This window comes from Nesiotobacter zosterae, from assembly GCF_033843645.1.
Classification (GTDB): Bacteria; Pseudomonadota; Alphaproteobacteria; order Rhizobiales; family Stappiaceae; genus Pseudovibrio; species Pseudovibrio zosterae.
Genome location: NZ_JAWXVZ010000003.1, coordinates 166,299 through 191,776 on the forward strand (window position 1 = coordinate 166,299; position 25,478 = coordinate 191,776).

Sequence of the window (25,478 nt, forward strand, 5' to 3'; positions counted from 1 at the left end):
ACGCTGTCGTCAAGCGGGGCGGAAATATTCGCGCTTCAAACTTGCCCGCTTGGAAAATGCAGCCTAAACACCAATGACGAGTGATGGAGGCCGATGACTGATGACTGACGTAAAAGCCAAAACGCAACTGGAAGAGCACGCCCTGCAACTTGTGGAAGCTGCCATGAAAGCAGGAGCAGATGCTGCCGACGCCGTGGCTGTGACCGGCTCCTCCCTCGGTGTTCAGGTGCGGGAAGGCAAGGTGGAATCTACCGACCGTGCGGAAGGCGAAGACTTCACGCTGCGCGTCTTCATTGGAAAGCAGGTTGCCAGCGTCTCCAGCAATGGCATCGCAGACCCTAAAGGACTGGCGGAACGCGCCGTGGCAATGGCCAAGGTGGTGCCTGAAGACCCCTACACCAGTCTGGCTGATGCAGACCGGCTGCTCAAAGACATCCCTCAGCTTGATTTGAAAGACCCGCGCGAAGTCACAGCGCAGGAGTTGACCGAACTGGCGCTTGAAGCCGAAGCCGCTGGCCTTGCCGTCGATGGCGTGACCAAGTCTGGCGGAGCGGGCGCTGGCTGGGGCACCTCTGGCCTTGTGCTGGCCACCAGCCATGGTTTCCTCGGCGCTTATGAACGCTCTCGCACCAGCTTTTCCATGACCGCAGTGGCGGGGGATGGCACGGCGATGGAGCGCGACTACGAGTTCGATTCCCGCACCTACTGGGATGAGCTTACCGACCCGAAAGACGTGGGCAAAATTGCGGGAGAGCGGGCGGTTCGTCGCCTGAACCCAAGAAAGATAAACACCACCCAAGTGCCCGTTATCTATGAGCCGCGCACGGCGCGCTCCCTGCTGGGACACTTTGCCGGTGCCATCAACGGTGCAAGCATTGCCCGTGGCACAAGCTTCTTGAAAGACCGCATGGGTGAGCAGGTGTTTGGCACAACCATCAAGATCACCGATGATCCGCACAAGCCGCGTGGCGGGGCAACCATGCCCTTTGATGCGGAAGGAACGGGCGCTCAGAAGCTGGAGCTGATCATTGACGGTGTGTTGCAGACGTGGTTGCTGGATGGAGCCGCCGCAAAGGAACTGGGACTGACGCCCAACGGCCGCGCACGCCGTTCCGGCTCCACCACATCGCCGGGTGCGACCAACCTGACGCTTGCTCCCGGGACCAAGACACCTGAAGACATGATGAAAGAGATCGGTACGGGCCTTCTTGTCACAGACCTGATTGGTCATGGTGCTAATGGCATTACCGGTGATTACTCACGCGGCGCCTCCGGGTTCTGGTTTGAAAACGGTGAGCTGCTCTATCCGGTGAGCGAAATCACCATTGCAGGAAACATGAAGGACATGTTCCTGAACCTGACACCTGCCAGCGATCTGGATGATCGCTACGCCGTTGCAACCCCCTCCGTAGCCATTGAAGGACTGACGATTGCAGGAAGCTGATAACGAAAACCTCGAGGATCTTGAGCTTCTTGTCGATTGCGCCCGAGAAGGGGGCAAAATCGCTCTCAAGTACTTTGGCAACAACCCGCGCAGCTGGCTCAAGGCAGGCGATAGCCCTGTGAGCGTGGCGGACATTGAAGTGGACCAGTTCCTGTCTCGCGAGTTGCGCGATGCACGCCCGGACTATGGCTGGCTTTCAGAGGAGACCGAGGACGACCTCAGTCGCCTTGATCATGCACGCATCTTCGTGGTGGACCCTATCGACGGAACGGGTGCTTTTTTGGGCGGCCAAACCGAGTGGTGTCTGTCCCTTGCCGTGGTGGAAAACCAGCGTCCCAGCGTTGGCGTCATTTACTGCCCGGTGCGCGATGAACTGATCACCGCCGTGACCGGAGGCGGGGCGTTCCTGAACGGCGACAAGATCAAGGCCTCAAATCTCGGCAGTCTGGAAGGGGCCAAGGTGGCCGGGCCGAAGACCTTGCTGGATTCTGAAGAAGCCAAAGCCTCTGGCCTGATCTACGCCCCGTACATCCGATCTCTGGCCTACAGATTCGCCATGGTCGCCGCTGGACGGCTGGATGCAGGCACCGCACGAGCTCGAGCGCGGGACTGGGATCTGGCTGCAGCCGATCGTATCCTTACGGAAGCCGGTGGACAGCTGGTGGATATGAACGGAAATGCGCTTCTCTACAACAAATCGACCACAAAACACCCGGCTTTGGTGGCATCTGCGCGCGGACTGTTTAATAAGCTTCAGGTAATGGCTACTACGCATTAGTAGGGTCACTTAATTTTCGACATAACTGCGCAACTTGGTGTTGGAGAGAAACATGACTGGGCAAGAAAACACTACACAGCTTCTGCATCTGGTATTCGGTGGTGAGCTGGACGATCCAAGCGAAATTCACTTCCGCGATTTGAATGATCTGGACATTGTAGGCATCTTCCCAAACTACGCTGAAGCTCACGTTGCCTGGAAGGCAAAGGCACAAAGCACAGTGGACAATGCCCACATGCGGTACTTTATCGTCCACATGCACCGTTTGCTCGATCCGCAAAACGAGGGTAAATAAGCGCCGGCGGCAAGGGCACGCCGTAACGCTCATATGAATGGATAGAAATGCTGAAGAAGTTGGGGCGCCATCCCATTGTTCTGAAATTGCTGGGCAATGCGTTGGCCTATTATTTGTGGCTGGTGCGCAGAACAAGCACACTTACCATGGAGCCAGCCAACTTCTATGAGGCGCACGCCTCTGACCAGCCTTTCGTTCTCGCCATGTGGCATGGCCAGCACTTTATGGTGCCGTTTGCGCGGCCCAAAGACTGGCCATGCAGTGTCATGATCTCTCGCAGCAATGACGGGGAGATCAACGCCATTGCCGCTTCCAAGCTTGGCATTGGCCTTATCCGTGCCTCCGGCTCTCAGCGTCAAGACCAGATCGCCAAACGTGGCGGTGTTCGTGGGTTTGTCGCCGCATTGCGCGCCCTCAAGCAGGGCATCACCATGGGGATGACCGCAGATGTGCCAAAGGGCCCTGCGAGAAAAGCGGGCATGGGTATTGTTCAGCTTGCAAAACACTCAGGTCGCCCGCTGCTTCCCATTGCTATTGCAACCAGCCGACACTACGATTTTAACAGCTGGGACAAAGCCAGCCTGAACCTGCCTTTCAGCAAGATCGGTCTGGTTTTTGGTGAGCCCATTCCAGTGCCAGAAGATGCCAGTGAGGCTGATCTGGAAATGTATCGCCTGAAACTGGAAAACGCCATGAATGAGGCCACGGACAGAGCCTATGCCATTGCAAAGGGACGCAAGTCCTAGAATGGCGTCCATGTTGCTGACGACCTACAGAGCGCTGGGCGCTGCGGCGAACCCTCTGCTCCGCGTGTTCCACAGAAGGCGCGTCAAATCAGGCAAGGAAGACGTCTCCCGGCGCGAAGAACGTTTTGGCCGTGCATCCGTTGCGCGCCCGCAAGGGCGTCTGGCTTGGATCCACGCCGCGAGTGTGGGAGAGGCCAATGCGGTGTTGCCATTGGTGCGCGCGACAATCGAACGGGGCTTCAAGGTGGTGATGACCACCGGAACGCTGACCTCCGCACAGGTCGTGGCGCAGATTGAACTGGAGGGCCTTATCCACCAGTTTGTCCCTTATGACACGCTGCCAAACATCAATCGGTTTCTCGATCACTGGCAACCTGAACTCGCGATCACCGTCGAATCTGAAATTTGGCCAGTGATGATCACCGAGCTGGAACGCCGCAAGGTGCCGCTGATTGTCATCAATGGCCGTATGTCTGAAGGCTCGTTCCGCAACTGGCAGCGCGTTGGCGGGCTCGCTCGATCCGTATTCGGCGCACTGAAGATGGTTGTGGCCCAATCCGACGCCGACGCGGAACGCTTCAAGCGGCTGGGTGTGGCGAGCGCAGTCAACGCAGGCAACATCAAGTTCGACGGGAAAGCGCCCTCGTTCGACCCTGAGGCGGTGCAGGAGCTGCAACAGCGCATTGGTCAGCGCCCTGTCTGGGTGGCCGCAAGTACCCATCCGGGTGAAGAAACACAGGTGCTTGAAACGCATCGCTTGCTCACGCGGGCCTTCCCGACGCTGCTGACAATCATTGTGCCCCGCCACCCCAAGCGGGGGCAGCTGATCGCCGAGGAGATCGCAGGCTTCGGGCTCTCAGTGGCGCAGCGCTCCAAGGGCGAAGAGATCACGCCGGACACCGATGTGTATCTAGCGGATACGCTGGGCGAACTTGGGCTGTTCTACAAGCTGGCTTCCATTGTGTTTGTTGGCGGATCGCTGGTGCCCATTGGGGGCCACAACCTGCTCGAACCTGCTCAACTGCATTGCGCAATCATATCTGGTGGCAACACGACGAACTTTGCAGCCGTCTATCGGCAGTTCAACCGCGAAGGCGGGGCTCTCAAAGCCAGCAATCCGGTGGAGCTTGCCGCTGCAGTGGAGCGGCTTCTGAACTCCCCGGAAGAGACAGAGCAACTGGCTGTGAAGGCTGCTGAGTTGGTTGCCGCCGGAGCCGGTGCCTTGAACCAGACGCTCGAGGCGCTTGAGCCTTTCCTGCGACAGGAAACCTCCCGACAACGAACTAAGGGCGAGGTCTGACGTCGTGCCTAGAAAAGCTCCCGCATTTTGGTGGTCACCGACACAGACTTGGCAGTCTGTTGCCTTGGCTCCGCTCGGCGTGGCCTATGGTTTGATCACCAGCGGACGCATGAAGCAGGCATCCCAGTACACGTCCCGCCTGCCGGTCATCTGCATTGGCAACTTCACGGTTGGTGGCTCCGGCAAGACACCATTTGCCTTGGCGCTGGCGAAAATGTTGAAGGCGGCAGGCTACAAGCCGGCTTTCTTGCTGCGCGGCTACGGCGGCACGCAGAAGGGCGCAGTGCATGTGGACACCGCCAAGCACAGGTCAAAGGATGTGGGCGATGAAGCATTGCTGCTCTCGCGCTGTGCACCAACCTATGTCAGCATCGACCGCGTGCAAGGCGCCAAGCTCATCGAACAATCGGATGCAGAGGTGATCTTGATGGATGATGGGTTTCAGAACCCATCTCTGCACAAGGACATCTCCCTCGTTGTGGTGGATGCAGCGACGGGCGTTGGCAACAACATGTGCCTGCCCGCAGGCCCGCTAAGGGCTCCGGTCAAGTCGCAGATCAAGCATGCGGATATGATGGTTCTGGTCGGTGAAGGCGCGGGCGCGGATCGGGCGCTGCGCTATGCGGCGCGCAGCGGTCTGGAGGTCATGCGGGCCCAGATCGAAGCGCAATATCCGGGCAGCGTCGATGGGGAGCGCGTGGTCGCCTTCGCTGGCATTGGCCGACCGCAAAAGGTGTTTGATACGCTCAGAGAAGTCGGTGCCGAGCTGGTGGAGACCATCGAATATCCCGACCATCACTCCTACACCGAAGAGGATGCAGAATACATACTCTCGCTGGTTGAGGGCAAGGATCTGCTGCCGGTTACCACCTCAAAGGACTTTGTTCGCATCAAGAACAGTCCTGAGGATATGCTGGCGCGGCTTGCAAACAAAACGGCAGTGCTGGATGTGGAAATGAAGATAAGCGACGCGGAGCGGCTGATGAAACACATCACCACAAAGCTCCAGGACCGCTTGTATGATCTTCCGCGCGGCTAGCAGCGCGTTGGCGCTTTAAGCGACGCCTCCGGCTTCTTCGTAGCGCTTTACGGAGGCAATCACGTCCACATAGGCTTCCTGACGTGAAACGCTCCAGTACTTCAGCTCGTCCAGCGGAATTGCTTCGCCAGTCACGGCGCAGCGCACGAAGTCACCCGGAGAAAGCACCTGATAGTCACCATCCAGATAACGGATTTTGGCTTCGCCCGGGATGCGTGGTGTGTCCAGTTTGTTCATCATGGTTTTCGTAATTCCTGTTTTATCGTTTCATAACGCGTGACGTATGAAAACGCCAGCCCTAGCGCGTGCGGATGGGCTGTTGGGATTGGAGCGCATCGGCGGGCAGGTCCGCCGTTGCCGCTTCGCTGGACACCGCCGCGTTCTCGTTCTTGCTGCGCAACTTGGCAAGCACCCGCCAGCAGATGATCTGGGCTGCAATTGCAAACAGCACGCCGCCAATCGCCTGACCGGCCAGCACGCCGTTGGCGCCGAAGTAAGCTCCGCCAACCCAGGTGAACGGAATGGTGCCCAGAGTAGCCCGGCCCCAGTTGAACAGGGTGGAATAGAGCGGGAAACCCAGATTGTTGAACGCGGCGTTGGTAACGAAAAGAGCTGCATTGAACAGGAACCCAGCGGCGGCAAAGGTGCAGAAGAAGGCCAGAAGATCCCGGCTGTCCCCTGTCGCGTTGAACAAATAGGCCAGAGGTTCTTGCAGCAGGAACAAAAGCGCCCACGCCAACAGCGAATAGATGATCACGAAGATCAGCGCATCCTTGAGGGCCCGGTTGAGCCGGTCAAACAGGCCAGCCCCAAGGTTCTGGCCAAGGATCGGGCCAACCGCGCCTGACAGCGCGAACAGCGCCCCAAACGCCACAGGGATGACGCGGCCCACAATCGCCCATCCGGCGACGGCTTCATCGCCAAAGGCGGCGATTTCCATGGTGACCCACGCGTTCCCGACCGGGGTTGCCACGTTGGTCAAAACGGCAGGCAGGGCAACAGCCATTAGCGCCTTCAGGTCTTCGCGGGCGTGCAGAAGTTCAGGCTTGCCCAGAAGGTTGTGAATGTGAATGGTGGCCCACAATCCCACCGCAACCATGGCGACGCGCGACAAGACAGACACGATGGCAGCGCCGTCGATGCCGAGGCCGAACAGAAAGATGAAGACGGGATCGAGCAGGGCAATGATGACACCACCAAGGAGCGTCAGGTACATCGCCCGTTTGGCGTCTCCCACGGCGCGCAGCAGCGCAGAGAGCACCATGCCCATGCACAACAGCGGCATGGATGGGACGACGATTTGCAAGTAGCCGAGCGCGAAGTCATAGGTGGGGCCCGAGGCACCGAGAACGGCAATCAGGTCTCCCAGAATGGGAAAGAGCGCCGCTGCCATCAGGCATGCCACCGTGAACGATGCCGCCAACGCCACACCAGCCATACGGCGCGCGGCCTTTGCATCGCCAGCCCCCAAGCGACGGGAAACAGTCGCACTGGCTGCAATGGAAAGGCCGATGCCCACAGCGGTGTTGAAGAACATGATGGTGCCAGCGTAGCCAATGGCCGCTGCCAGCTCTGCCACGCCAAGCTGCGAGATGTAGAACAGGTTCGCGAAGTCAACAATGAAGATCGCAACCAGACCGATGGAGCCGGTAGAGGTCATCACCAGCACATGGTGCATGGTCGAGCCCTGCGTGAACTTTGCCTGGCTTCGTGCTGCCGGGGAAGGGGAGGTCATGGGGTGTCTTATCTCGATTGTTTGGGTGCAGGCATGGGCGTGTCCGCAGAGAGTGTTTCAATCACGCGGCATTCACCAATGCGGCCTTCGCAGCTGTGGTCCAGCATGCGCGTAAGCTCGGTACGCAACATCTCCAGTCGGCGGATCTTTTCTTCCACCTCCGAAAGATGCGCGGCGGCAATTTTGTCGGCATCCTTGCAAATGGCTTCGGGGTGTTCGCTAAGCTCCATGAGCTCGCCGATCATCTCCAGTGAAAACCCAAGATCTCGGCCATGGCGAATGAAGGCAAGACGGCGCAGATGGTCTTCGCTATAGCGCCGCTGACCACCCTCGGTGCGCGGCGGTGCTGGCAGCAGACCGCGTTGCTCATAGAAGCGGATGGTCTGCACCTTGGTGCCCGTGCATTGGGCCAAAGTGCCTATCGAGTAGTCTTGCGGCATGAGTGCGCTTTCAAAATCCTTCAATGACTGAAGGTTTATTTGGCGCAGCCATGCCCACAAATCAAGTTGGAATTACGGATGGTTGCTTTCTTGCGGCCTTGCGTGAGAAGCGGCGCTCTGGCTTGGCGTGCGCTGGTGAAGCTTTTCAGAGCCCGCATAGGTGCCGCCCTCAAGCTGCATCTGCAAGCGTTCCTCGTCACGTGCCCGTACATCGGCTTCGATCTCGGAAATACGGTCCTGTGGCAGGCCAAGGAACGAGAGCGCCGTGCGTCCGAACACCAGACTGGATTCAAACGTCTCGCGGATCTGAAAGTCCACACCAAGGCGATGCAGATCAAGCGCATGGGCCCGGTCTGTCGCGCGGCAATAGATGGCAGCTTTCGGAAACTCAGCACGGATCTGCTTCACGGCTTGGCGCATCACCTGATCGTTCTCGATACACAGGGCAATCAAGGTTGCAGTGTCACCGCCTGCCGCCTTTAGCACGTCAAGACGCGTGGCATCACCGTAGTAGATGCTGTAGCCAAGTTTGCGCGCGTAGTTGATGCGGTCCGGGCGGTTGTCCAGCGCGGTAATCGAGATGCCTTCAGAAGTCAGCATCTGAGAAACCATCATGCCAAAGCGACCGAAGCCGACGATCAACACGCTTGGGTGCGCTTCACTGAACCCTTCAATGTGTTCTGACGTGACACCGGCCTTGTTGAGGCGTGCAGCTACAAAATCCAGTCCCATCCCGGCGATCGGAGTGAGCAGCATGGACAGGATCACGATTGCGGTCAGGATGTTGTTGGTTTCAAGCGGCAGAATGGCGCTGCCCGCAGCTGCGGCAAACAGCACAAAGGCAAACTCACCCCCTTGAGGCAGCGTTACCGCAATACGAAGCGCGTCCGAGTTGTTGGAGCCGAAGGTGCGGGCCAGCGCCCAGATGATGATGCCTTTGATCAGCATCAGGGCCAGCACACCCACAGCCACAATCAACCAGTTGGCTGCAATGATATCGAGCTGAAGGGCCATGCCCACGGCAATGAAGAACAAACCCATCAAAAGAGAACGGAAGGGCTCAATGTCTGCTTCGAGCGTATGGCGGAAGCTTGATTCAGCAAGCATGACGCCAGAAAGGAACGCACCAAGCGCCATCGACAGGCCCACCAGCTGCATCAAGCCTGCACTACCCAAGGCGACAAGCAGAGCCGCAGCCAGCATGACCTCTCGAGCGCGGCTGGACGCCAGAAAACTGAACACCGGAGAAAGCAGATACCGCCCTGCAAGAACAACACCGGCCACCGCACCCACGATCATCACCACTTCAAACGCCAGTTCGGCGTAAGAACTGGGGCCCATTTTCGGCGACAGCAACGCGACCATGGACAGCAGCGGCACGATGGACATGTCCTGAAACAACAGAATGCCGAAGGCGCGCTGACCATATGGCGCACCAAGTTGGCCGCGTTCCTGCAAGATCTGAATGGCAAATGCGGTTGAAGACAGCGCAAGCCCAAAGCCTGCCACCAGCGCCACGTTCATGGGCTGGCCAATGAGCCACAACAGCGCGCAGAGGACGATCCCCGAAACAATCACCTGAGAAGACCCAAGGCCGAATATGTCTCGTTTCATCTTCCAGAGGCGGGCTGGCTCCAACTCCAGCCCGATGACAAATAAGAGGAGGACGACCCCCAGTTCGGCAAAGGTCAGAATTTGGTGCGCATCACTGAAGAAATTTAGGCCGAAGGGGCCAATCGCAAGCCCGGCGAGCAGATAGCCCACCACCGAACCGAGACCAATGCGTTTGGCCAGCGGAACCGCGACGACGGCTGCCGACAAGAACATGATGGTTTCGACGAAAAACGGCGGGACGTGGGGCTCGGCCATTGAAGGGCTAATTCCTGTGAGTATGCGGTTAATTTCAACGTACTGGCGGTCTTCATTGAAGGATAGCCAGAAATACTCAACGAGCAATTACAGTTTCTTGACCGTTTGGCCAAAGAAAGGTGGTGTTGCTCCTTAAGTACAACCGCGAGCGCAGGGAACAGGGCGCGAGGGGCGTTCTGCTAGGTATTGAGAAGCTTGTAGCGGGTCAAAATCGCCTTGAGACTCTGTGGATCCTCATAAAGGTGTGATTTAAGACCCGCTTCCTGTGCGCCGTGCACGTTCGCTAACTTATCGTCAATGAAAAGTGTGGCGTGGGTAGGGTAGCCGTAGTGCTCACAGATTCTGCGGAAAACCTGTGGATCAGGCTTTTTGCAGAAAAATTCCGCTGAAACATGGATGTTGTCGCCGAAAATCTCGATGGCTTCCGGCGCGCATGTCTCCAGTCCGGCCTTGTAAAGAAAGCCATTGTTGGTCAGCACGGCGGCGTCAACGTTCTCGGCAACCTGATTGGCCAAAGCAAGCACCTGCGGGCGAGGGCGCATCATGGACCGGCGTATGCGAAAGAACTCCTCCATGGTGATGGGGTAGCCCAGACGTTCTGCAAACCCGGCCAAATGACCTTCGGCTGTGTCGGGGTCGCCCGCGTCGGCCCCTTCATCAAATCCAGAGCCCCAGATGGCGGCTTCGACCTCCGCGCTGGGGCGATCTGCGAGCCGCGCATACGCTTCTACACGGCCAGGCTCGTCGAAATCGTAGAGGACGCCGTCTTGGTCGAAAACGACAAAATCAACGCGTTCCATTATCGTGGCCATTTGATCTCGCAGAGTGCCGTTGAGCTATCAGGTTGCGGTGCCGCCCACAGTCATGGCGTTGATGCGCATGGAGGGCTGGCCGACGCCAACAGGCACGCCTTGCCCAGCTTTGCCGCAGGTGCCGATGCCAGGGTCCAGTTTCATGTCATTGCCGATCATGGCGACGCGGGTGAGAGCGTCCGGTCCGTTGCCAATGAGCATGGCCCCTTTGATGGGCGCACCCACCTTGCCATTTTCGACCTTGTAGGCCTCAGTGCAGGAGAACACGAATTTGCCGGAGGTGATGTCCACCTGTCCGCCGCCGAAGGAAACGGCATAAATGCCATCCTTGACGCTTTCAATGATTTCCTGCGGGTCCTTGTCGCCATTCTCCATGATCGTGTTGGTCATGCGCGGCATGGGCTGGTGTTCAAACGACTCGCGACGACCATTGCCGGTCGGTTCCACGCCCATCAGACGGGCGTTCTGGCGGTCCTGCATGTATCCGACAAGAATGCCGTCCTCGATCAAGGTCGTCCGGTTGGTTGGCGTCCCCTCATCATCGACAGACAGCGAACCGCGGCGGTTGGCAATGGTGCCGTCGTCTACAATGGTGACGCCTTTGGCGGCAACGCGTTCGCCCATGAGACCGGCGAAAGCTGAGGTCTTTTTGCGGTTGAAGTCACCTTCCAGACCATGGCCAACAGCTTCATGCAGCAAAATGCCCGGCCACCCGCTGCCCAGCACCACATCAAAGGTGCCAGCAGGCGCGGGAATGGCATCCAGATTGACCAGCGCTTGACGAAGGGCTTCATCAACTGCCTGTTGCCAACTGGTTTCGGCAATAAACTCACCAAAGCCCTCACGGCCACCCATGCCAAAGCTGCCGGATTCCTGCTTGTCGCCATCGCCTGCCACGATCGACACGTTGAAGCGCACCAGTGGGCGTACGTCGCGGACCCGGTGTCCGTCTGCGCGCAGGATGTCGACGGTTTTCCAGTTGCCAACAATGGAAACGGTTACCTGCTTGACCCGCGGATCTTTTGCTCGGGCATAGGCATCCACCTGTTGTAGCAGGTGCACCTTCTCTTCAAAGGTTGGGGAACCGATTGGGTTCTCGTCGGTGTAGAGCTTCTGGTTGGTCCGCGCCGGTGCCGCCGCATACGTGCCGGAATGGCCGCTTTGAACGGACTTGACCGCGTCAGCTGCGCGTCGCAAGGCGCCTTCGGAAATTTCGCCAGAGTGCGCGTAGCCGCTGGCTTCACCGGCAACGGCGCGCAGGCCAAAACCTTGCGTGCTGTCGAAACTGGTGGACTTCAAACGGCCATTGTCAAACACCAGACCTTCGCTCTGGGTGTACTCCAGATAAAGCTCGCCGTCATCGGCTCCGGCCAGCGCGTCTTTGGTGAGGGCAAGGGCCCGCTCTTCACTCAAATCAGCGGAAGCTAACAGGTCGATACGGTGCTCGCTCATGGAACGGTCTCCTCGGGGTGTTGTGTTTCTCTGCTCGGCCATTAGTCACATAGGGGCTGGCTCTGCCGCATTCCAGAGTGACAGGGATGCACCTTTGCTGAGCGCGATGCAAGTCGGTTTACGTAAAACGTCATGCCACAGGCGGATGGGGGAGCGGAACCTGTGAGGACTGGGGGAGGTACATTAAAGGGTCGTGAGGGGCACGGCGTAACGAAAACGGCCAGCGCGAGGCTGGCCGAAAGCACTTTTGGCGGTGAAGTCGCTGTTAGGCTCAAGGAAGCGCCTTGTAGCCCTCAGAAAACCCGCTCAGGGAGATCGGAATGCCAATTCCTTCTTCCGGTGTCTGGAAAATGATGAACGTGGCCATGGAGCCGGCCTGCAGCTTGGCTACCAGATCGTCGCGCAGGATCACCTCAGACACGCAGCCATTGGGCAGGCAGCGAACGAATGCAGCGTTGCCAATGTCTTCGTCGTCAATGCGCAAGCCAAGGCCAGATGGCAACAACACGCCAAGAGGGGCGAGAACGCGCAGGATGCTGCCCTGCTTGTCGGCCGTGTTGAGCACGATCACGGTGAGGCCCACATTTTCGCGGTCTTCAGCGGTGACGTTTTGAATGAGCGCACACTGCTCACTTTGTGCCCCGGGAGGCGTGTCGCAACGAAGCTGCCAGTCGTTATAGACCGCTTTGACTTCCCCTTGCGCGAGCGCGGCCCCGGACAGACCCATCGAAACAGTTGCCGTGACGATCACGGCCATTAGCCCTCTAACAAAGCGGTTCAGGCAATTCAAAGCTCTTCCTCCGATATCGGGTGTCGTCCGGGCATTCGTGTTGAATGCACGAATCGAAAAGTGGGCGCCCCACACTTCGAAACATTACCGAGACCGTGCCCTTAAATCTTACTGTGCTGCAGCAACGTATAGCACCAAGCACGCGATAATGACATCAATCGGGCAAGGGATATCCAAAAATAGCTTTTCTCATAAGGTTTTCGTGGCGACACGCTTCCCTATAGTCAGAAGTATGTATGTAAAAGCGCATAGCGAAGCTTGCGGGTTTCGGAAACTTATGATTTGTCTTTGGGGCATTGATATTAATCAAAAATAGATGCGACAGAACGTCGCTACGACCTACGTGCAATCGCTTATCCGGGGAGGGTGAGCTAAAGTGCCGCTTCGTAAAGTGCCTCTGATATATCGAGGCGGTGATTTCTACCCTAGGGGTAGAGCAAGAGGTGCGCAATGAATTTACAGCTGTTCTACGGCTGACAAAGGATAGGGAGCACTAGACGTGACGAAGCTCTTCAAGCGTCATCTTACAAAACTGGCGAGCGCAGTCGCTTTTGCTGCGGCCCCCGGTTTCGTTGGGTCGGCGATGGCAGCACAGCCGGAGCCTTGGCAGATGGGCATGCAGGCTGCAGCAACGGAGGTCATGGAGGACGTCCGTTGGTTCAACGATTTCACGCTGATCATCGTGACGGTCATCACTCTGTTCGTGTTGGCATTGTTGATCTACTGCGTTGTGCGCTTCAACCGACGCGCCAATCCTGTGCCATCTCGCACTTCCCACAACACCATGATCGAGGTGGTTTGGACAGTCGTTCCGATCCTTATTCTCGTCGTCATTTCCGTCCCGTCTTTCCGGCTGCTGTTCAAGCAGTTGGACATTCCGGAGTACGAGATGACCATCAAGGCAACGGGCTACCAGTGGTATTGGGGCTACGAGTACGTCGATGAAGGCATGCAGGATGTCTACTTCGATGCGATCATGTTGAGTGATGAGCAGCGCGCTGAGTTGAAGGCGGAAAAAGGCCTGACAGACCGGGAAGTGCCGCGTCTGCTGGCAACCGACTACAACGTGGTTGTGCCTGAGGACACCAACATTCGCGTGCTGGTTACCGCCGCTGATGTGATCCACGCCTTCGCCATGCCTGCCTTTGGCGTGAAGATCGATGCGGTGCCGGGTCGCTTGAATGAAACGTGGTTCAACGCAACGGAGCCCGGCATGTACTACGGCCAGTGTTCCGAGCTGTGCGGCAAGGACCACGCCTTCATGCCGATCGCCATCCAGGTGGTGACCAAAGAGCAATACGCCGCTTGGTCTGAGGCAGCAAAGCAGGACGTTGATGAAGCCAACAGTCTGCTCGCATCCATGATCGAAGAAGAAAAGAACAAGACCGCTGAACTGAGCGCGTCTTCTGAACTGAAAGTCGCCACTCGCTAACATGCGCGCGAGGGTCTTGGTGGCGTGTCGGCCTGCGCTGACACCCACGAAAGAACTTACGAGGGAGCACAAATATGGCTGCGTACGGCGCGCAATCACATGATCACCCAACCGGATGGACGCGTTGGGTCTATTCAACAAACCACAAGGATATCGGTATCCTTTACCTGATCTTCGCCATCATGGCGGGCATCGTGGGGGGAGCCCTGTCCGTTGGCATTCGTCTGGAGCTTCAGGATCCGGGCATGCAGTACTTCTCTGATCCGCACATGTTCAACGTGTTCACCACGTCGCATGCGCTCATCATGATCTTCTTCATGGTGATGCCAGCCCTGATTGGCGGATTTGCGAACTACTTCGTTCCAATCATGATCGGTGCGCCAGACATGGCGTTCCCGCGCATGAACAACATCTCCTTCTGGCTGTTGCCGCCAGCGTTCATCCTGCTGCTGATGTCCCTGTTCGTGCCCGGACCTCCCGGCGCAAACGGTGTGGGCGGTGGCTGGACCATCTACCCGCCGCTTTCCACCTCCGGGCAGCCGGGGCCGGCAATGGACTTTGCCATTCTGTCCCTGCACGTGGCCGGTATCTCGTCCATTCTGGGGGCAATCAACTTCATCACCACCATCTTCAACATGCGTGCACCGGGCATGACACTACACAAGATGCCATTGTTCGTGTGGTCGGTGCTGGTCACGGTGTTCCTGCTGCTGCTCGCCCTGCCGGTTCTGGCGGGTGCGATCACCATGCTGCTGACAGACCGTAACTTCGGCACCACGTTCTTCGAAGCTGCAGGTGGCGGTGACCCGATCCTGTTCCAGCACCTGTTCTGGTTCTTCGGCCACCCGGAAGTGTACATCCTTATCCTGCCAGCGTTCGGCATCATCTCACATATCGTGTCCACCTTCTCGAACAAGCCGGTGTTCGGCTACATCGGCATGGCCTACGCCATGGTGGCCATCGGTGTTGTCGGGTTCGTCGTTTGGGCGCACCACATGTTTACCGTGGGTCTGTCCGTGGACACGCAAGCCTACTTCCTGTTCGCAACCATGGTGATTGCAGTGCCAACGGGCATCAAGATCTTCTCATGGATCGCGACCATGTGGGGTGGTTCCATCGAGTTCCGCACGCCAATGGTCTGGGCAATCGGCTTCATCTTCCTGTTCACCGTTGGTGGTGTGACAGGCGTGCAGCTGGCAAACGCAGGTCTGGACCGCGCGCTTCACGATACCTACTACGTTGTGGCGCACTTCCACTACGTGCTGTCGCTGGGTGCCGTGTTCGCAATCTTTGCAGCCTGGTACTACTGGTTCCCGAAGATCTCCGGGTACATGTACAATGAGTTCATCGGCAAACTGCACTTCTGGGTGACATTCGTCGGCGTGAACCTTGTGTTCTTCCCGCAGCACTTCCTGGGTCTGGCCGGTATGCCGCGCCGCTATGCGGACTATCCGGACGCCTACCACGGTTGGAACTACGTCTCTTCCATCGGGTCGTACATCTCCGCTTTTGCTGTCTTCATCTTCCTTTATGGCGTGTTTGAAGCCTTCATGAAAAAGCGCAGTGCAGCCAACAACCCATGGGGTGAAGGGGCAAAGACCCTGGAGTGGACGCTGTCCTCACCACCACCATTCCACCAGTTCGAAACCCTGCCGAAGATCAAATAGCAGGGTGAGACGCGATCTTCCTTCGGGGCTCTGACGCGGGGCTCCGAAGGGCGGTGCCAACAAACCAGCGGCACCAGAAGGCGAAAGTGGAGGGCGGACCCGCTGGGCGCGGTCCGTGCGAGGCAAGGGCTCAAGGCACGAAGAGAGCCCGGAACAAAACAAGAGGTAAGTGCATGACGCTCCTGGAGCGAACACAGTCATATACCGAGGAAGCTGCAGACTTCGGCGGCATGGGATCCGTGCGCGACTACATCGCGCTGCTCAAGCCTCGTGTCATGTCTCTGGTCATCTTCACAGCACTTGTGGGAATGGTGCTGGCGCCCACCTCTCAGCATCCTGTGCTCAGTGCCATCGCTCTTTTGTGTATCGCCATCGGGGCCGGGGCCTCTGGCGCTTTGAATATGTGGTGGGATGCGGACATTGACCGTGTCATGTCCCGCACCAAGAACCGCCCGATCCCGGCGGGCAAGATCACGCCCTCGGAAGCGCTCGCCTTTGGCGCAACGCTCTCTGGCGGCTCCGTACTCGTACTTGGCCTTGTGGCCAACTGGGTCGCGGCGGGACTGCTCGCCTTTACGATCTTCTTTTACGTGGTGATCTACACCATGTGGCTGAAACGCTCCACGCCGCAGAACATCGTCATCGGCGGTGCTGCTGGTGCGCTGCCGCCCGTTGTGGGTTGGGCAGCCGTGTCCGGCGTTGTCAGTCTGGAAAGCATTGCGCTGTTCATGATCACGTTCACCTGGACGCCGCCACACTTCTGGGCTTTGGCGCTGGTCAAGAACGGTGACTACAAAGAAGCTGGCATTCCGATGATGCCGGTGGTGGCCGGTGAGACCGCGACCCGCCATCAGATTGTGCTTTATTCTCTGATCCTTCTGCCCGTTGGCATGGGGCCGTTCCTGCTTGGCTATGCAAGCCTTTCTTACGGCATCGTTGCTGGCCTGCTTGGCACCGCGTTTCTCTATTACGCCGTGCGCGTCTGGCAGAACCGCGAAGGCGAGCAAGCCCGCAAAGCGGCCATGTCTCTCTTCAAATTTTCTCTGCTTTACCTGACAGCTTTGTTCGCTTGGCTGCTGGGTGAAAGCGTGATCGCCGGAGTTCTTTAACCATGGCTGGAAAAGCACAGGTGCCAGTTCAGAACCTGACACCAGAACAACACGAAAAACGCCGCATCCGGTCCATCGCTCTGGCCGTTGCTCTCGCCGCATTGGCGGGGATCTTTTACGTGGTGACCATCGTCAAGCTTGGTCCCGGCGTAATGGATCGCCCACTGTAAAAGGGGCAAGGGAAGGGATCAGGGACGATGACGCAAAAGGACGTTCAGCATCAGAACCGAAGCAATGCCAAGGTGGCCTTCATCTGCGTTGGCGTGTTCTTCAGCATGGTTGGTCTGTCCTTTGCGGCGGTGCCGCTCTATGACCTGTTCTGCCGCGTCACCGGCTATGGCGGAACAACACAACGCGTTGACATTGCAAGCGAAACTGTGTTGGACCGGGAGATTATCGTTCGCTTTGATGCAAACACCAATCCGAACCTGCCTTGGGAGTTCGAGGCCAAGACACGCGTTGTTCGGGTGAAACTCGGACAAATGGCAGAGGTGTTCTACTCGGCCGAAAATGTGTCCAGTCGCAAAACGGTGGGCACCTCCACGTTCAATGTCTCCCCCGCGGAGATGGGGGGCTACTTCAACAAGATCGACTGCTTTTGTTTCACCGAACAGCCGTTGGTGGCTGGTGAGCAGGTGGACATGCCAGTCCTGTTCTTCATCGATCCCGCGATGGTTGAAGACGAACGCCTCGACAACATCCGGGAAGTGACGCTGTCCTACACGTTCTTCCCGGTGACGACAGACGGTGAAGAAGAAACAGCAGCAACGGTTTTGGACGACGCCGTTGCAACCGAAGCAAAGCTATAGAGCGCACCATGACTTTGAGGGATGCGCGTCGAGAATATTTGGGAGCATAGGTATGGCTGAAGCTCATAGCAAAAACCACGACTATCACATCATAGACCCGAGCCCATGGCCGTTCATCGCCTCGATCGGGACTTTGATTCTGGCGATCGGGGCCATCGGCTACATGCGGATGTCCAACGAGGATGTTCTGGGGTTCTTCCCATACACCGCTGAGGACGGCTCATTGGCGTATGGCATCGACCTGACCGGCTGGGGACTGTTTGTTATCGGATTGGCAATCGTGCTCTACACCATGTTCATGTGGTGGCGTGATACGGTGCGTGAATCCCATGCCGGGCATCACACGCGCGTCGTATCCCTGCATCTGCGTTATGGCATGATCCTGTTCATCGCGTCAGAGGTGATGTTCTTTGTTGCATGGTTCTGGGCGTTCTTTGATGTTTCCCTGTTCTTTGCTGAACCTGCACAATATGCGCGCGTCGAGCACACCGGCGGTGTGTGGCCGCCACAGGGCATTGAAACCTTTGACCCTTGGCACCTGCCCCTTTTGAACACCTTCATTCTGCTGTTGTCAGGTACAACCGTAACCTGGGCTCACCACGCCATGCTGCATGATGATCGTGAGGGCCTGAAATGGGGGCTGATTGCCACCGTGACTCTGGGGCTCTTGTTCACCACACTGCAGGCCTATGAGTACAGCCACGCCGCTTTCGGGTTTTCCGACAACATCTACGGGGCAACCTTCTACATGGCCACTGGCTTCCACGGCTTCCATGTGATCGTGGGTACGATCTTCCTTGCTGTGTGCCTTTTCCGTGCCTTGGCGGGCCACTTTTCCGCAAAGAAGCACTTCGGGTTCGAGGCGGCAGCTTGGTATTGGCATTTCGTTGACGTTGTCTGGCTGTTCCTGTTCGCCTCCATCTATGTTTGGGCGGCTTGATCAGGTTTTGACAGGTAAAGTAGAAAGGGCGGCGCGGCCGCCCTTTTTCGTTGCAATGGTCAGCTTCAGACCGTGTTAATGTTCTAGTAGGTTTTGCGGAGGACGCCATGGCGGACCGGCACAAGCATGCAAGCGCTGGTTACAAGGGGTATGTCGACAACCCCATTTCGACCGGTTTGCGCTGCAAATGCCCGCGTTGCGGGGAGGGCCAACTGTTTCGCGGTATGTTGAAGCTGCGCGAGGCCTGCCCTGTATGTGGTCTATCTTATGCTTCTGCCGACTCTGGTGATGGACCGGCCGTTTTTGTGATCATGATTATCGGCTTTGTGGTTGTAGGCCTCGTATTGCTGGTGGAACTTGCCTATCAACCGCCTATCTGGGTGCATATGGCGCTTTGGCTTCCTCTGACAGTGGGGCTCGCCCTTGGCCTGCTAAGGCCGCTCAAGGGGCTGCTGATTGTATTGCAGTACAAGCACAATGCGGCGGAGGGGAAGATCGATGAAGATTAAATGGCCTTGGAAAAAGGCAGAGGACAGCCCGCCTGAAAAAGAGGTGGACGGCGAGGAGGATCTTGAGTTCCGCCCCCTGCCGGACGAGGACGACGAGGAACTTGAGCTGCCGGTCACGCCAAAAGGCAAGCCGTTCTACCTGCAATATCTTTGGTTGACGCTGTTCACCCTCGTTGCCTTTGGTGTTCTGCTTTCTCTGGGCTTCTGGCAGTTGGATCGGTTGGCGTGGAAAGAGGCGCTGATCGAGCGGGCCACCGAACGTGTTACAGATAAAGCCGTTGTCGCGCCGGGTCCGAAAGAATGGAAACAGCTGACCACTGAGGAGATTGACTATCTGCCGGTCACACTTAAAGGCCGTTTCATCCTTGGTGAGCTTTACTACTTCGACACATTGAACAACCCGCGTGGCCGATATGGTGGGCAGGGTTACTTCGTCTACACGCCGTTTGCCACGAGCGAAGGCTGGGTGGTGCTGGTAAACCGAGGGTTCGTGCCTATCGATCGCCGGGACCAGTCCACGCGCCTTGGGTCGGCGCCGCCAAAAGAGACCATCATTTTGACTGGTCTTGCCCGCAGAGCCGAAACGCCAAGCTTCTTCTCACCTGCCGGTGATGAACACACCGGCGAATGGTTTGTGCGAGAACCGAAAAAGATGGCGGAAGCACTGGGGCTGGATGCGAGCAGGACGGCGCCCTACACGGTTGATATCAACGAACTCACCGCATCTGCGGGGGACTTGCCACAGCCCGGCGAGACCCGCTTGACGTTCTCCAACAACCATTTGCAGTACGCATTCACATGGTTCGGTCTCGCTGCCACACTGATCGCGATGTACATCGCCTTTCGCATCAGCATGTGGCGCAAGAGCAAAAAGCCTGCCCCTGTTGTTGGGGATGAGGACGAGGATGATTGGGATCTGCCGCCGCCGGATGTGGAAGACCGGCCCATCCGAGATCCCAAGGCTGAACTGGAAGCTGAATTCCAGAACATCAAGAACAGCAAGAAACTCTAATAGAAAGGGGAGAGGCGATGCCTCTCCCCAAAATCGTCTGGCCTGTGGATGAGCTTAAAGCAGCTCGAGCACCGCATCAGCACCGGATGTGGTTGCTTCGCCGGGAGAATCTTCAACGTTCAGCGCGGTAACGGTGCCGTCCTTCACCACCATTGCATAGCGCTGAGACCGCAGCCCCATGCCAAAGCCAGAGCCATCAAGCTCAAGCCCAATGGCCTTGGTAAAGTCGGCGCTGCCGTCCGCAAGGAACAGGATATCGTCACCTGCGCCGGTTGCCTTTGCCCATGCGTCCATGACGAATACGTCGTTGACCGACACGACGGCGATCTCGTCTACGCCCTTCGCTTTCAGGTCCGCTGCCTTGTTTTGGAAGCCCGGCAGGTGGTTCATGTGGCATGTCGGGGTGAAAGCGCCTGGAACAGCGAACAGGACAACGGTCTTGCCGTCGAAAATCTGCTTTGTGGTCAGGTTCTGCGGGCCGTCAGCGCCCGGTGTCTTGAAGCTGGCGTCCGGCAGTTTGTCGCCGATAGAGATTGTCATGGGTTCAGTCCTCCGATCCGGAATTGCAGGCTTTTGGCTGCAAAAGGGGGTAGAGCGCCGCGCGCACTGTTTGTGGAAAGCGCGCTAACGCACCTTTGGGGTGTGCTCGCTCATTGCCAGCCACCCACGGTACACCTAGGAATTTAACTTAGAAACGCAAGTTCCGCAGTCGTCCACTACGATCTTTTTTCCTTGGCTCTCGGCGGCAAGGAGAGGGCTGCTTCCTGTTCAACGGCCCCTTGCGGGGTGATCAGCGTAAGCCGCAGGTCAAGTTCCTGCAGGTCTTTGGGGAAACCGGTCAGCGGCAACTGCCAACGCGCAATGTGATCACTGCTTTCAAGACGCTTGGGAACGCTGTTGTAAGATCCCTCCGGCCCCTCAACAAACAGGTCGTAGGCGGTGCTCTCCGTAGTGCTTACCGGAGCAGAGAAAGTAATCACGGGGGCGCTGTCCGTCGGCACAACTGCAATCTCGGTGACAGGCGCATTGCCGTTTGCCTGCGCAGGCAATTTGGCAAAGGCGGCCTCAATGATGGCGTCTGCCTCGGCATCTTCTGTCGTATGACGCGGCAGCACCAATGACAGCTCTTGCTGTTCTGGAATGCAGATGTGCTGACACACGCCAAAGGTGACGGTCATGTTGAGTACGGTGGTTCGCGCATCGCTCTGACGCTGCAACTTAAGCGGGAGGATGACGTTTCCGTCATAGATAAGCGATGTGGAGAAACCGTCGCTGTAGCGCTTGGGGGCGGGGAACAGGAGTTCCGCATTCGCAAGGTTCGTTGAACCGTTGAAACTGGCTTCTGTGGGAATGCCTGCCTCTCCCGGATAGCGCCAATAGGTGTGCCAACCCGGCTCCAGCTGAAACTCGAGGCCGGCCTTATAAGTGCCGTCATCTTCCGGTGTGCTGGCTCTGATGAGCCGCACAGCGCCGCCTTCTACTTCGAACCATTCCGTGCCGATGGCACGGTCTGCAAAAGCGGGTGTGGCCGCCACGGCAGCACTAAGGTAAACCAGAGAGAGAGCGAGTTTTTTGATCATGGTCTCCGTTTACAAGGAGCTTTTAACAAGTGCCAGTTACATTCATTGAACCGAGGTCAACTCTTTGAGAGCCACTGTTAGTAGTGAGGACCAACTGCCATGATAATTGGGAAATCGACCTAAGAAGCCGTTAATTTTACAAGTGGCAGATTGCAAAGCCGCTGCAATGCGGTAGGCTCTGATTCGAATGGAGCTTCGTAAAAAGGAGATGAGGCTGGTATGTCCTCTGAAGCCGACGGCAGCTATATGGATGGACAATTTCTGATTGCGATGCCGACCATGGAAGACGGTCGCTTTGCGCATTCAGTAATCTACCTGTGCGCGCATTCCGATGAAGGTGCCATGGGAATTGTGCTCAATCAACCGGCCAACAACATCACCTTCGAAGAGCTTTTGAGCCAGCTCGAAATCATTCCCGAGGATGGCGGCATCTTGCTGCCGAACGAGCTGCAGGACATGCAGGTTCATCGCGGCGGCCCGGTTGAAACCGGGCGCGGTTTCGTTCTGCACACGGATGATTTTTACATCGAGAGTTCCAGTCTTCCCATCAACGATGGGGTATGCCTGACGGCGACCGTGGAAATCCTGCGCGCGCTGGCGGAAGGCCGGGGGCCAAAGCAGGCCATGTTGGCGCTTGGGTATGCCGGATGGGCGCCCGGGCAGTTGGAAGCCGAGATACACGCAAATGGCTGGCTGACGTGCCGTGCGGACCCTTCGCTGATTTTCGATGTGGACTCCGAAGACAAATGGCGCACAGCCCTTGGCATCCTCGGCATTGATCCGGGCATGCTCTCCAGCGAAGCCGGGCACGCCTGATCTCCCTCAAATGTGATGGGTATCCCCAAGGTGCGTGTTCGCTAGTGCGCGAACTCTGGAAAACTGCTATCTGATTTGACGGGCGAGTGGATCTGGCGTTTAACGCTGACCCGCTGGCTTGCCTGTTGGCGTCCCTAACGGTAGTGTGCGCCGGCTAAAACGGCGAAAGACTGAAATACGCAGTCGCAAAGGATTAAGAGTGGTGAAATACGTAAGCACGCGCGGTGAAGCTCCGGAACTCAATTTTTCCGAGGTGTTGCTCACAGGTCTGGCGCGCGATGGAGGGCTTTACGTCCCAGCGGAATGGCCGGAACTTTCCGCCGAAAAAATCGCCAGCTTCGCAGGTAAACCATACACGCACGTTGCCTATGAGGTGATCGCTCCCTTCGTTGGTGATGCGATCCCGGAAGCCGATCTCAAGCGCATGATTGCCGAAGCCTACGGCACGTTTGCGCATCAGGCGGTAACTCCTCTGGTTCAGACCGGACCCAACACCTTTGTGCTGGAACTCTTCCATGGCACCACGCTGGCCTTCAAAGACGTGGCCATGCAGTTGCTTGGGCGTCTCATGGACTATGTTCTGGCGGAGCAGGGAAAGCGCGCCACCATTGTGGGTGCCACCTCAGGTGACACGGGCGGCGCAGCAATTGACGCGTTCCGAGGCCGAGAACGCACCGATGTCTACATCCTGTTCCCCAATGGACGGGTTTCCCCGGTTCAGCGCCGTCAGATGACCACTGCAGAAGATGCAAACATTTACGCATTGGCGCTCAATGGTAACTTCGATGACTGCCAAGCCATCGTGAAGGACCTGTTCAATGACTTCACGTTCCGTGAAAACGTGTCTCTGGCGGGTGTGAATTCCATCAACTGGGCGCGCATTGTGGCCCAGGTTGTATACTATTTCGTGGCTGCAACGGCTCTTGGTGCACCGGGCCGCAAAGTTTCCTTCACCGTGCCAACCGGCAACTTCGGCGACATCTTTGCAGGCTATGTAGCCAAGAAGATGGGGCTGCCAATTGATCAGCTTGTGATTGCAACCAACACGAACGACATTCTAGCCCGCACGCTGGAAACTGGCCGCTACGAGACCCGTGGTGTTGTTGCAACGACTTCTCCGTCCATGGACATTCAGGTTTCGTCCAACTTTGAACGCCTCCTGTTCGAAGCTGGCGATCGGGACGGCGCAATGATCCGCCGTCACATGTCAGGCCTCAAGCAATCCGGCGCATTTGAACTGAGCGAACCTGTTCTGGAGCGTATCCGCGCCGATTTTGGTGCAGGCCGTGCCACCGAAGACGAGGTGGCAGAAACAATCAAAACAACGCTGGACCAGTCCGCATATCTTCTCGACCCGCACACTGCAACCGGTGTGCATGTGGCAAAAGCCTATGAGAAGGATGGCGTGCCCATGGTCGTTCTTGCGACGGCCCATCCAGCAAAATTCCCCGATGCGGTAGAGCAAGCCAGCGGACAGCGTCCCGGCCTTCCGGCGCATCTCAGCGACCTATTTGAGCGCGAAGAAAAATACACTGTCTTGCCTGCCGATACGGATGCGATCAAGGATCATGTTCTATTGACTGCTCGTGCCGTGAACGCGCAGGTATAAAGAATGACAGTAAAAACGACACGTTTAGACAACGGACTCATTGTACTCACTGATGACATGCCACACCTGAAGACAGCCGCTTTGGGCGTCTGGGTGAAGACCGGCTCCCGCAGCGAAGATGCCGCCGAGAACGGCATCACGCACCTGCTGGAGCATATGGCATTCAAAGGCACGCAAACCCGCTCCGCTCTGGATATTGCTGAGCAGGTGGAAGCTGTTGGCGGCGAAGTGAACGCCTCCACGAGCGTGGAACACACCAACTACTATCTTCGAATGCTGGCGGAAGATGTGCCGCTTGGCGTGGATATTCTCTCAGACATCCTGCAGCATTCCGTGCTGGACCTTGAAGAGCTTACCCGAGAAAAGCAGGTGATCCTTCAGGAAATCGGTGCCGCCATGGATACGCCGGAAGATCAGGCCTTTGATCTGCTCCTGGAAACCGCATGGCCCGATCAGTCCCTCGGCCGTCCGATCCTCGGTACACCCGAGACGGTAACCAGCTTCACGCCAGAAGCCATTCGCGCCTACATGGACAAGCACTACACCGCCTCCAACATGGTGCTCTCGGCAGCAGGCCGGGTTGATCATGACAAGTTCGTCGCCATTGCCCAGGAAAAATTTGGTGACCTGACAGCAAACGAGGCAACGGCACCAGTCGCCTCCAAATACGTCGGCGGCGAGGCTTCGGTAGAGCGTGATCTTCAGGAAGTTCAGATTATTCTGGGTTTTGAAGGGTGCTCCTATCAGGACAAGGACTATTATGCCGTTCAGATCCTGGCGTCGGTGCTGGGCGGCGGCATGTCGTCCCGCCTGTTTCAGGAGATACGCGAGAAGCGCGGTTTGTGCTACTCGATCTATTCGTTCCACTGGGCGTTCGACGACAGTGGGATGTTCGCAATTCACTCGGCCACCAGCGCTGAGCACACAGCCAAGCTGATGGATGTGCTTATTCAGGAGCTGAACGCGGCTGTTGCGAATATCGAAGACAAGGAAATTGACCGCGCCAAAGCGCAGACCCGAGCAGGCTTGATGATGGCGCTGGAAAGCCCGGCGGCCCGTGCGTCTCAGATCGCCCGTCAGACCCTGATCTTTGGCGAGACCATCGATGCGGAAGAACTCCGCCGTCGGGTCGATGCGGTTACCAGAGAGGACGTTTGCCGTGTTGCACAGCGCGTGTTTTATGGCAAACAACCAACACTGGTTCATGTGGGGCCAAAGTCCGAGATGCCAACATTGGCTCAGATCTCGCAGAGATTGAACGAGGCAGGTGTGGTGTCCTAGGCAAAGAGGGGAGG

Annotated in this window: 26 protein-coding genes; 17 read left to right on the plus strand and 9 right to left on the minus strand. The window is 57.4% G+C overall.

The genetic code is table 11. The features are described from left to right. Positions 1–100 precede the first annotated feature (100 nt). Genes Q3Y58_RS05455 through lpxK form a run of 6 tightly spaced genes read left to right on the plus strand, consistent with a single transcriptional unit; the run spans position 101 to position 5,602 of the window. On the plus strand, positions 101–1,444 hold the full coding sequence (locus tag Q3Y58_RS05455; protein WP_319621373.1) for a TldD/PmbA family protein: 1,344 nt from the start codon (positions 101–103) through the stop codon (positions 1,442–1,444). After that, positions 1,431–2,222 (plus strand): 3'(2'),5'-bisphosphate nucleotidase CysQ, encoded by a 792-nt coding sequence (locus Q3Y58_RS05460; RefSeq protein ID WP_274219470.1) that lies wholly within the window; start codon positions 1,431–1,433, stop codon positions 2,220–2,222. The genes Q3Y58_RS05455 and Q3Y58_RS05460 overlap by 14 nt, the downstream gene beginning before the upstream one ends. Before the next feature lie 52 nt (positions 2,223–2,274). Beyond that, positions 2,275–2,517: a DUF4170 domain-containing protein gene (locus Q3Y58_RS05465; protein WP_274219469.1), complete on the plus strand. Its 243-nt coding sequence runs from the start codon at positions 2,275–2,277 to the stop codon at positions 2,515–2,517. Between the two features lie 47 nt (positions 2,518–2,564). Next, complete coding sequence (locus Q3Y58_RS05470; RefSeq protein WP_319621376.1) at positions 2,565–3,263, plus strand: lysophospholipid acyltransferase family protein; 699 nt, start codon at positions 2,565–2,567, stop codon at positions 3,261–3,263. Then, a complete protein-coding gene (locus Q3Y58_RS05475) occupies positions 3,235–4,563 on the plus strand; it encodes a 3-deoxy-D-manno-octulosonic acid transferase (RefSeq protein ID WP_319621378.1) in 1,329 nt (442 codons plus the stop codon). The genes Q3Y58_RS05470 and Q3Y58_RS05475 overlap by 29 nt, the downstream gene beginning before the upstream one ends. A gap of 4 nt (positions 4,564–4,567) precedes the next feature. Further along, a complete protein-coding gene (gene lpxK / locus Q3Y58_RS05480; RefSeq protein WP_319621379.1) occupies positions 4,568–5,602 on the plus strand; it encodes a tetraacyldisaccharide 4'-kinase in 1,035 nt (344 codons plus the stop codon). Between the two features lie 15 nt (positions 5,603–5,617). Here the strand turns inward: lpxK and Q3Y58_RS05485 are convergent, their stop codons facing one another. The 7 genes from Q3Y58_RS05485 to Q3Y58_RS05515 all read right to left on the minus strand — a co-directional run bounded on the left by Q3Y58_RS05485 (position 5,618) and on the right by Q3Y58_RS05515 (position 12,667). Further along, positions 5,618–5,842: a DUF2093 domain-containing protein gene (locus Q3Y58_RS05485; protein ID WP_274219465.1), complete on the minus strand. Its 225-nt coding sequence runs from the start codon at positions 5,840–5,842 to the stop codon at positions 5,618–5,620. A gap of 58 nt (positions 5,843–5,900) precedes the next feature. Beyond that, on the minus strand, positions 5,901–7,337 hold the full coding sequence (locus Q3Y58_RS05490) for an MATE family efflux transporter (protein ID WP_319621380.1): 1,437 nt from the start codon (positions 7,335–7,337) through the stop codon (positions 5,901–5,903). 8 nt (positions 7,338–7,345) lie between these two features. Continuing rightward, complete coding sequence (locus Q3Y58_RS05495) at positions 7,346–7,777, minus strand: MerR family transcriptional regulator (RefSeq protein WP_274219463.1); 432 nt, start codon at positions 7,775–7,777, stop codon at positions 7,346–7,348. Between the two features lie 72 nt (positions 7,778–7,849). Then, on the minus strand, positions 7,850–9,646 hold the full coding sequence (locus Q3Y58_RS05500; protein WP_319621382.1) for a monovalent cation:proton antiporter-2 (CPA2) family protein: 1,797 nt from the start codon (positions 9,644–9,646) through the stop codon (positions 7,850–7,852). A 179-nt stretch (positions 9,647–9,825) separates the two neighbouring features. After that, complete coding sequence (locus Q3Y58_RS05505) at positions 9,826–10,446, minus strand: HAD-IA family hydrolase (RefSeq protein WP_319621384.1); 621 nt, start codon at positions 10,444–10,446, stop codon at positions 9,826–9,828. A gap of 39 nt (positions 10,447–10,485) precedes the next feature. Next, positions 10,486–11,910: a metalloprotease TldD gene (gene tldD, locus Q3Y58_RS05510; protein WP_274219460.1), complete on the minus strand. Its 1,425-nt coding sequence runs from the start codon at positions 11,908–11,910 to the stop codon at positions 10,486–10,488. 271 nt (positions 11,911–12,181) lie between these two features. Continuing rightward, the gene (locus Q3Y58_RS05515; protein WP_274219459.1) at positions 12,182–12,667 is read right to left on the minus strand and encodes an invasion associated locus B family protein; all 486 of its coding nucleotides are present in this window, start codon (positions 12,665–12,667) and stop codon (positions 12,182–12,184) included. Between the two features lie 532 nt (positions 12,668–13,199). Here Q3Y58_RS05515 and coxB point away from each other — a divergent pair. From coxB to Q3Y58_RS05555, 8 genes are all read left to right on the plus strand, one after another. Beyond that, entirely contained in the window at positions 13,200–14,132 is a 933-nt protein-coding gene (coxB, locus tag Q3Y58_RS05520) for a cytochrome c oxidase subunit II (protein ID WP_319621386.1), read from the plus strand. Between the two features lie 74 nt (positions 14,133–14,206). Then, positions 14,207–15,799, plus strand: a complete 1,593-nt coding sequence (gene ctaD / locus Q3Y58_RS05525; protein ID WP_274219458.1) for a cytochrome c oxidase subunit I — start codon at positions 14,207–14,209, stop codon at positions 15,797–15,799. A gap of 173 nt (positions 15,800–15,972) precedes the next feature. Next, entirely contained in the window at positions 15,973–16,908 is a 936-nt protein-coding gene (locus Q3Y58_RS05530; RefSeq protein ID WP_274219457.1) for a heme o synthase, read from the plus strand. A gap of 2 nt (positions 16,909–16,910) precedes the next feature. Then, positions 16,911–17,078 carry a hypothetical protein gene (locus tag Q3Y58_RS05535; RefSeq protein ID WP_319621387.1) on the plus strand — a complete coding sequence of 56 codons (168 nt, stop codon included), beginning with the start codon at positions 16,911–16,913 and terminating at the stop codon, positions 17,076–17,078. Between the two features lie 27 nt (positions 17,079–17,105). Beyond that, a complete protein-coding gene (locus Q3Y58_RS05540; RefSeq protein WP_319621388.1) occupies positions 17,106–17,717 on the plus strand; it encodes a cytochrome c oxidase assembly protein in 612 nt (203 codons plus the stop codon). A gap of 52 nt (positions 17,718–17,769) precedes the next feature. Beyond that, positions 17,770–18,657, plus strand: coding sequence for a cytochrome c oxidase subunit 3 (locus Q3Y58_RS05545; RefSeq protein WP_319621389.1), 888 nt, complete (start codon positions 17,770–17,772; stop codon positions 18,655–18,657). A 107-nt stretch (positions 18,658–18,764) separates the two neighbouring features. Continuing rightward, positions 18,765–19,166, plus strand: a complete 402-nt coding sequence (locus Q3Y58_RS05550; RefSeq protein WP_274219453.1) for a DUF983 domain-containing protein — start codon at positions 18,765–18,767, stop codon at positions 19,164–19,166. Continuing rightward, positions 19,156–20,178, plus strand: a complete 1,023-nt coding sequence (locus Q3Y58_RS05555) for an SURF1 family protein (RefSeq protein WP_319621391.1) — start codon at positions 19,156–19,158, stop codon at positions 20,176–20,178. Before Q3Y58_RS05550 ends, Q3Y58_RS05555 begins: the two co-directional genes overlap by 11 nt. Positions 20,179–20,232: 54 nt before the next feature. Here the strand turns inward: Q3Y58_RS05555 and Q3Y58_RS05560 are convergent, their stop codons facing one another. Both Q3Y58_RS05560 and Q3Y58_RS05565 read right to left on the minus strand, forming a co-directional pair. Next, positions 20,233–20,718, minus strand: a complete 486-nt coding sequence (locus Q3Y58_RS05560) for a peroxiredoxin (RefSeq protein WP_274219451.1) — start codon at positions 20,716–20,718, stop codon at positions 20,233–20,235. A 176-nt stretch (positions 20,719–20,894) separates the two neighbouring features. After that, a complete protein-coding gene (locus Q3Y58_RS05565; protein ID WP_319621394.1) occupies positions 20,895–21,758 on the minus strand; it encodes a protein-disulfide reductase DsbD domain-containing protein in 864 nt (287 codons plus the stop codon). Positions 21,759–21,977: 219 nt separating this feature from the next. Here Q3Y58_RS05565 and Q3Y58_RS05570 point away from each other — a divergent pair, with 219 nt between their 5' ends. From Q3Y58_RS05570 to Q3Y58_RS05580, 3 genes are all read left to right on the plus strand, one after another. After that, on the plus strand, positions 21,978–22,574 hold the full coding sequence (locus tag Q3Y58_RS05570; RefSeq protein ID WP_274219449.1) for a YqgE/AlgH family protein: 597 nt from the start codon (positions 21,978–21,980) through the stop codon (positions 22,572–22,574). Between the two features lie 202 nt (positions 22,575–22,776). Beyond that, positions 22,777–24,183 carry a threonine synthase gene (gene thrC / locus Q3Y58_RS05575; RefSeq protein ID WP_274219448.1) on the plus strand — a complete coding sequence of 469 codons (1,407 nt, stop codon included), beginning with the start codon at positions 22,777–22,779 and terminating at the stop codon, positions 24,181–24,183. 3 nt (positions 24,184–24,186) lie between these two features. Next, positions 24,187–25,464: a M16 family metallopeptidase gene (locus Q3Y58_RS05580; RefSeq protein WP_319621395.1), complete on the plus strand. Its 1,278-nt coding sequence runs from the start codon at positions 24,187–24,189 to the stop codon at positions 25,462–25,464. Positions 25,465–25,478: the final 14 nt, after the last annotated feature.

Excerpts from the sequence above, each read along its gene's own strand:
- tldD (WP_274219460.1), bottom strand. The coding sequence starts at position 11,910 with ATGAGCGAGCACCGTATCGACCTGTTAGCTTCCGCTGATTTGAGTGAA.
- Q3Y58_RS05550 (WP_274219453.1), top strand. The coding sequence starts at position 18,765 with ATGGCGGACCGGCACAAGCATGCAAGCGCTGGTTACAAGGGGTATGTC.
- Q3Y58_RS05545 (WP_319621389.1), top strand. The coding sequence starts at position 17,770 with ATGGCTGAAGCTCATAGCAAAAACCACGACTATCACATCATAGACCCG.
- Q3Y58_RS05570 (WP_274219449.1), top strand. The coding sequence starts at position 21,978 with ATGTCCTCTGAAGCCGACGGCAGCTATATGGATGGACAATTTCTGATT.
- Q3Y58_RS05540 (WP_319621388.1), top strand. The coding sequence starts at position 17,106 with ATGACGCAAAAGGACGTTCAGCATCAGAACCGAAGCAATGCCAAGGTG.
- Q3Y58_RS05470 (WP_319621376.1), top strand. The coding sequence starts at position 2,565 with ATGCTGAAGAAGTTGGGGCGCCATCCCATTGTTCTGAAATTGCTGGGC.
- Q3Y58_RS05490 (WP_319621380.1), bottom strand. The coding sequence starts at position 7,337 with ATGACCTCCCCTTCCCCGGCAGCACGAAGCCAGGCAAAGTTCACGCAG.
- Q3Y58_RS05495 (WP_274219463.1), bottom strand. The coding sequence starts at position 7,777 with ATGCCGCAAGACTACTCGATAGGCACTTTGGCCCAATGCACGGGCACC.
- Q3Y58_RS05580 (WP_319621395.1), top strand. The coding sequence starts at position 24,187 with ATGACAGTAAAAACGACACGTTTAGACAACGGACTCATTGTACTCACT.
- Q3Y58_RS05485 (WP_274219465.1), bottom strand. The coding sequence starts at position 5,842 with ATGATGAACAAACTGGACACACCACGCATCCCGGGCGAAGCCAAAATC.
- Q3Y58_RS05465 (WP_274219469.1), top strand. The coding sequence starts at position 2,275 with ATGACTGGGCAAGAAAACACTACACAGCTTCTGCATCTGGTATTCGGT.
- Q3Y58_RS05530 (WP_274219457.1), top strand. The coding sequence starts at position 15,973 with ATGACGCTCCTGGAGCGAACACAGTCATATACCGAGGAAGCTGCAGAC.
- Q3Y58_RS05475 (WP_319621378.1), top strand. The coding sequence starts at position 3,235 with ATGCCATTGCAAAGGGACGCAAGTCCTAGAATGGCGTCCATGTTGCTG.
- Q3Y58_RS05565 (WP_319621394.1), bottom strand. The coding sequence starts at position 21,758 with ATGATCAAAAAACTCGCTCTCTCTCTGGTTTACCTTAGTGCTGCCGTG.
- Q3Y58_RS05535 (WP_319621387.1), top strand. The coding sequence starts at position 16,911 with ATGGCTGGAAAAGCACAGGTGCCAGTTCAGAACCTGACACCAGAACAA.
- ctaD (WP_274219458.1), top strand. The coding sequence starts at position 14,207 with ATGGCTGCGTACGGCGCGCAATCACATGATCACCCAACCGGATGGACG.
- Q3Y58_RS05515 (WP_274219459.1), bottom strand. The coding sequence starts at position 12,667 with ATGGCCGTGATCGTCACGGCAACTGTTTCGATGGGTCTGTCCGGGGCC.
- Q3Y58_RS05555 (WP_319621391.1), top strand. The coding sequence starts at position 19,156 with ATGAAGATTAAATGGCCTTGGAAAAAGGCAGAGGACAGCCCGCCTGAA.
- Q3Y58_RS05455 (WP_319621373.1), top strand. The coding sequence starts at position 101 with ATGACTGACGTAAAAGCCAAAACGCAACTGGAAGAGCACGCCCTGCAA.
- Q3Y58_RS05560 (WP_274219451.1), bottom strand. The coding sequence starts at position 20,718 with ATGACAATCTCTATCGGCGACAAACTGCCGGACGCCAGCTTCAAGACA.
- Q3Y58_RS05505 (WP_319621384.1), bottom strand. The coding sequence starts at position 10,446 with ATGGAACGCGTTGATTTTGTCGTTTTCGACCAAGACGGCGTCCTCTAC.
- Q3Y58_RS05500 (WP_319621382.1), bottom strand. The coding sequence starts at position 9,646 with ATGGCCGAGCCCCACGTCCCGCCGTTTTTCGTCGAAACCATCATGTTC.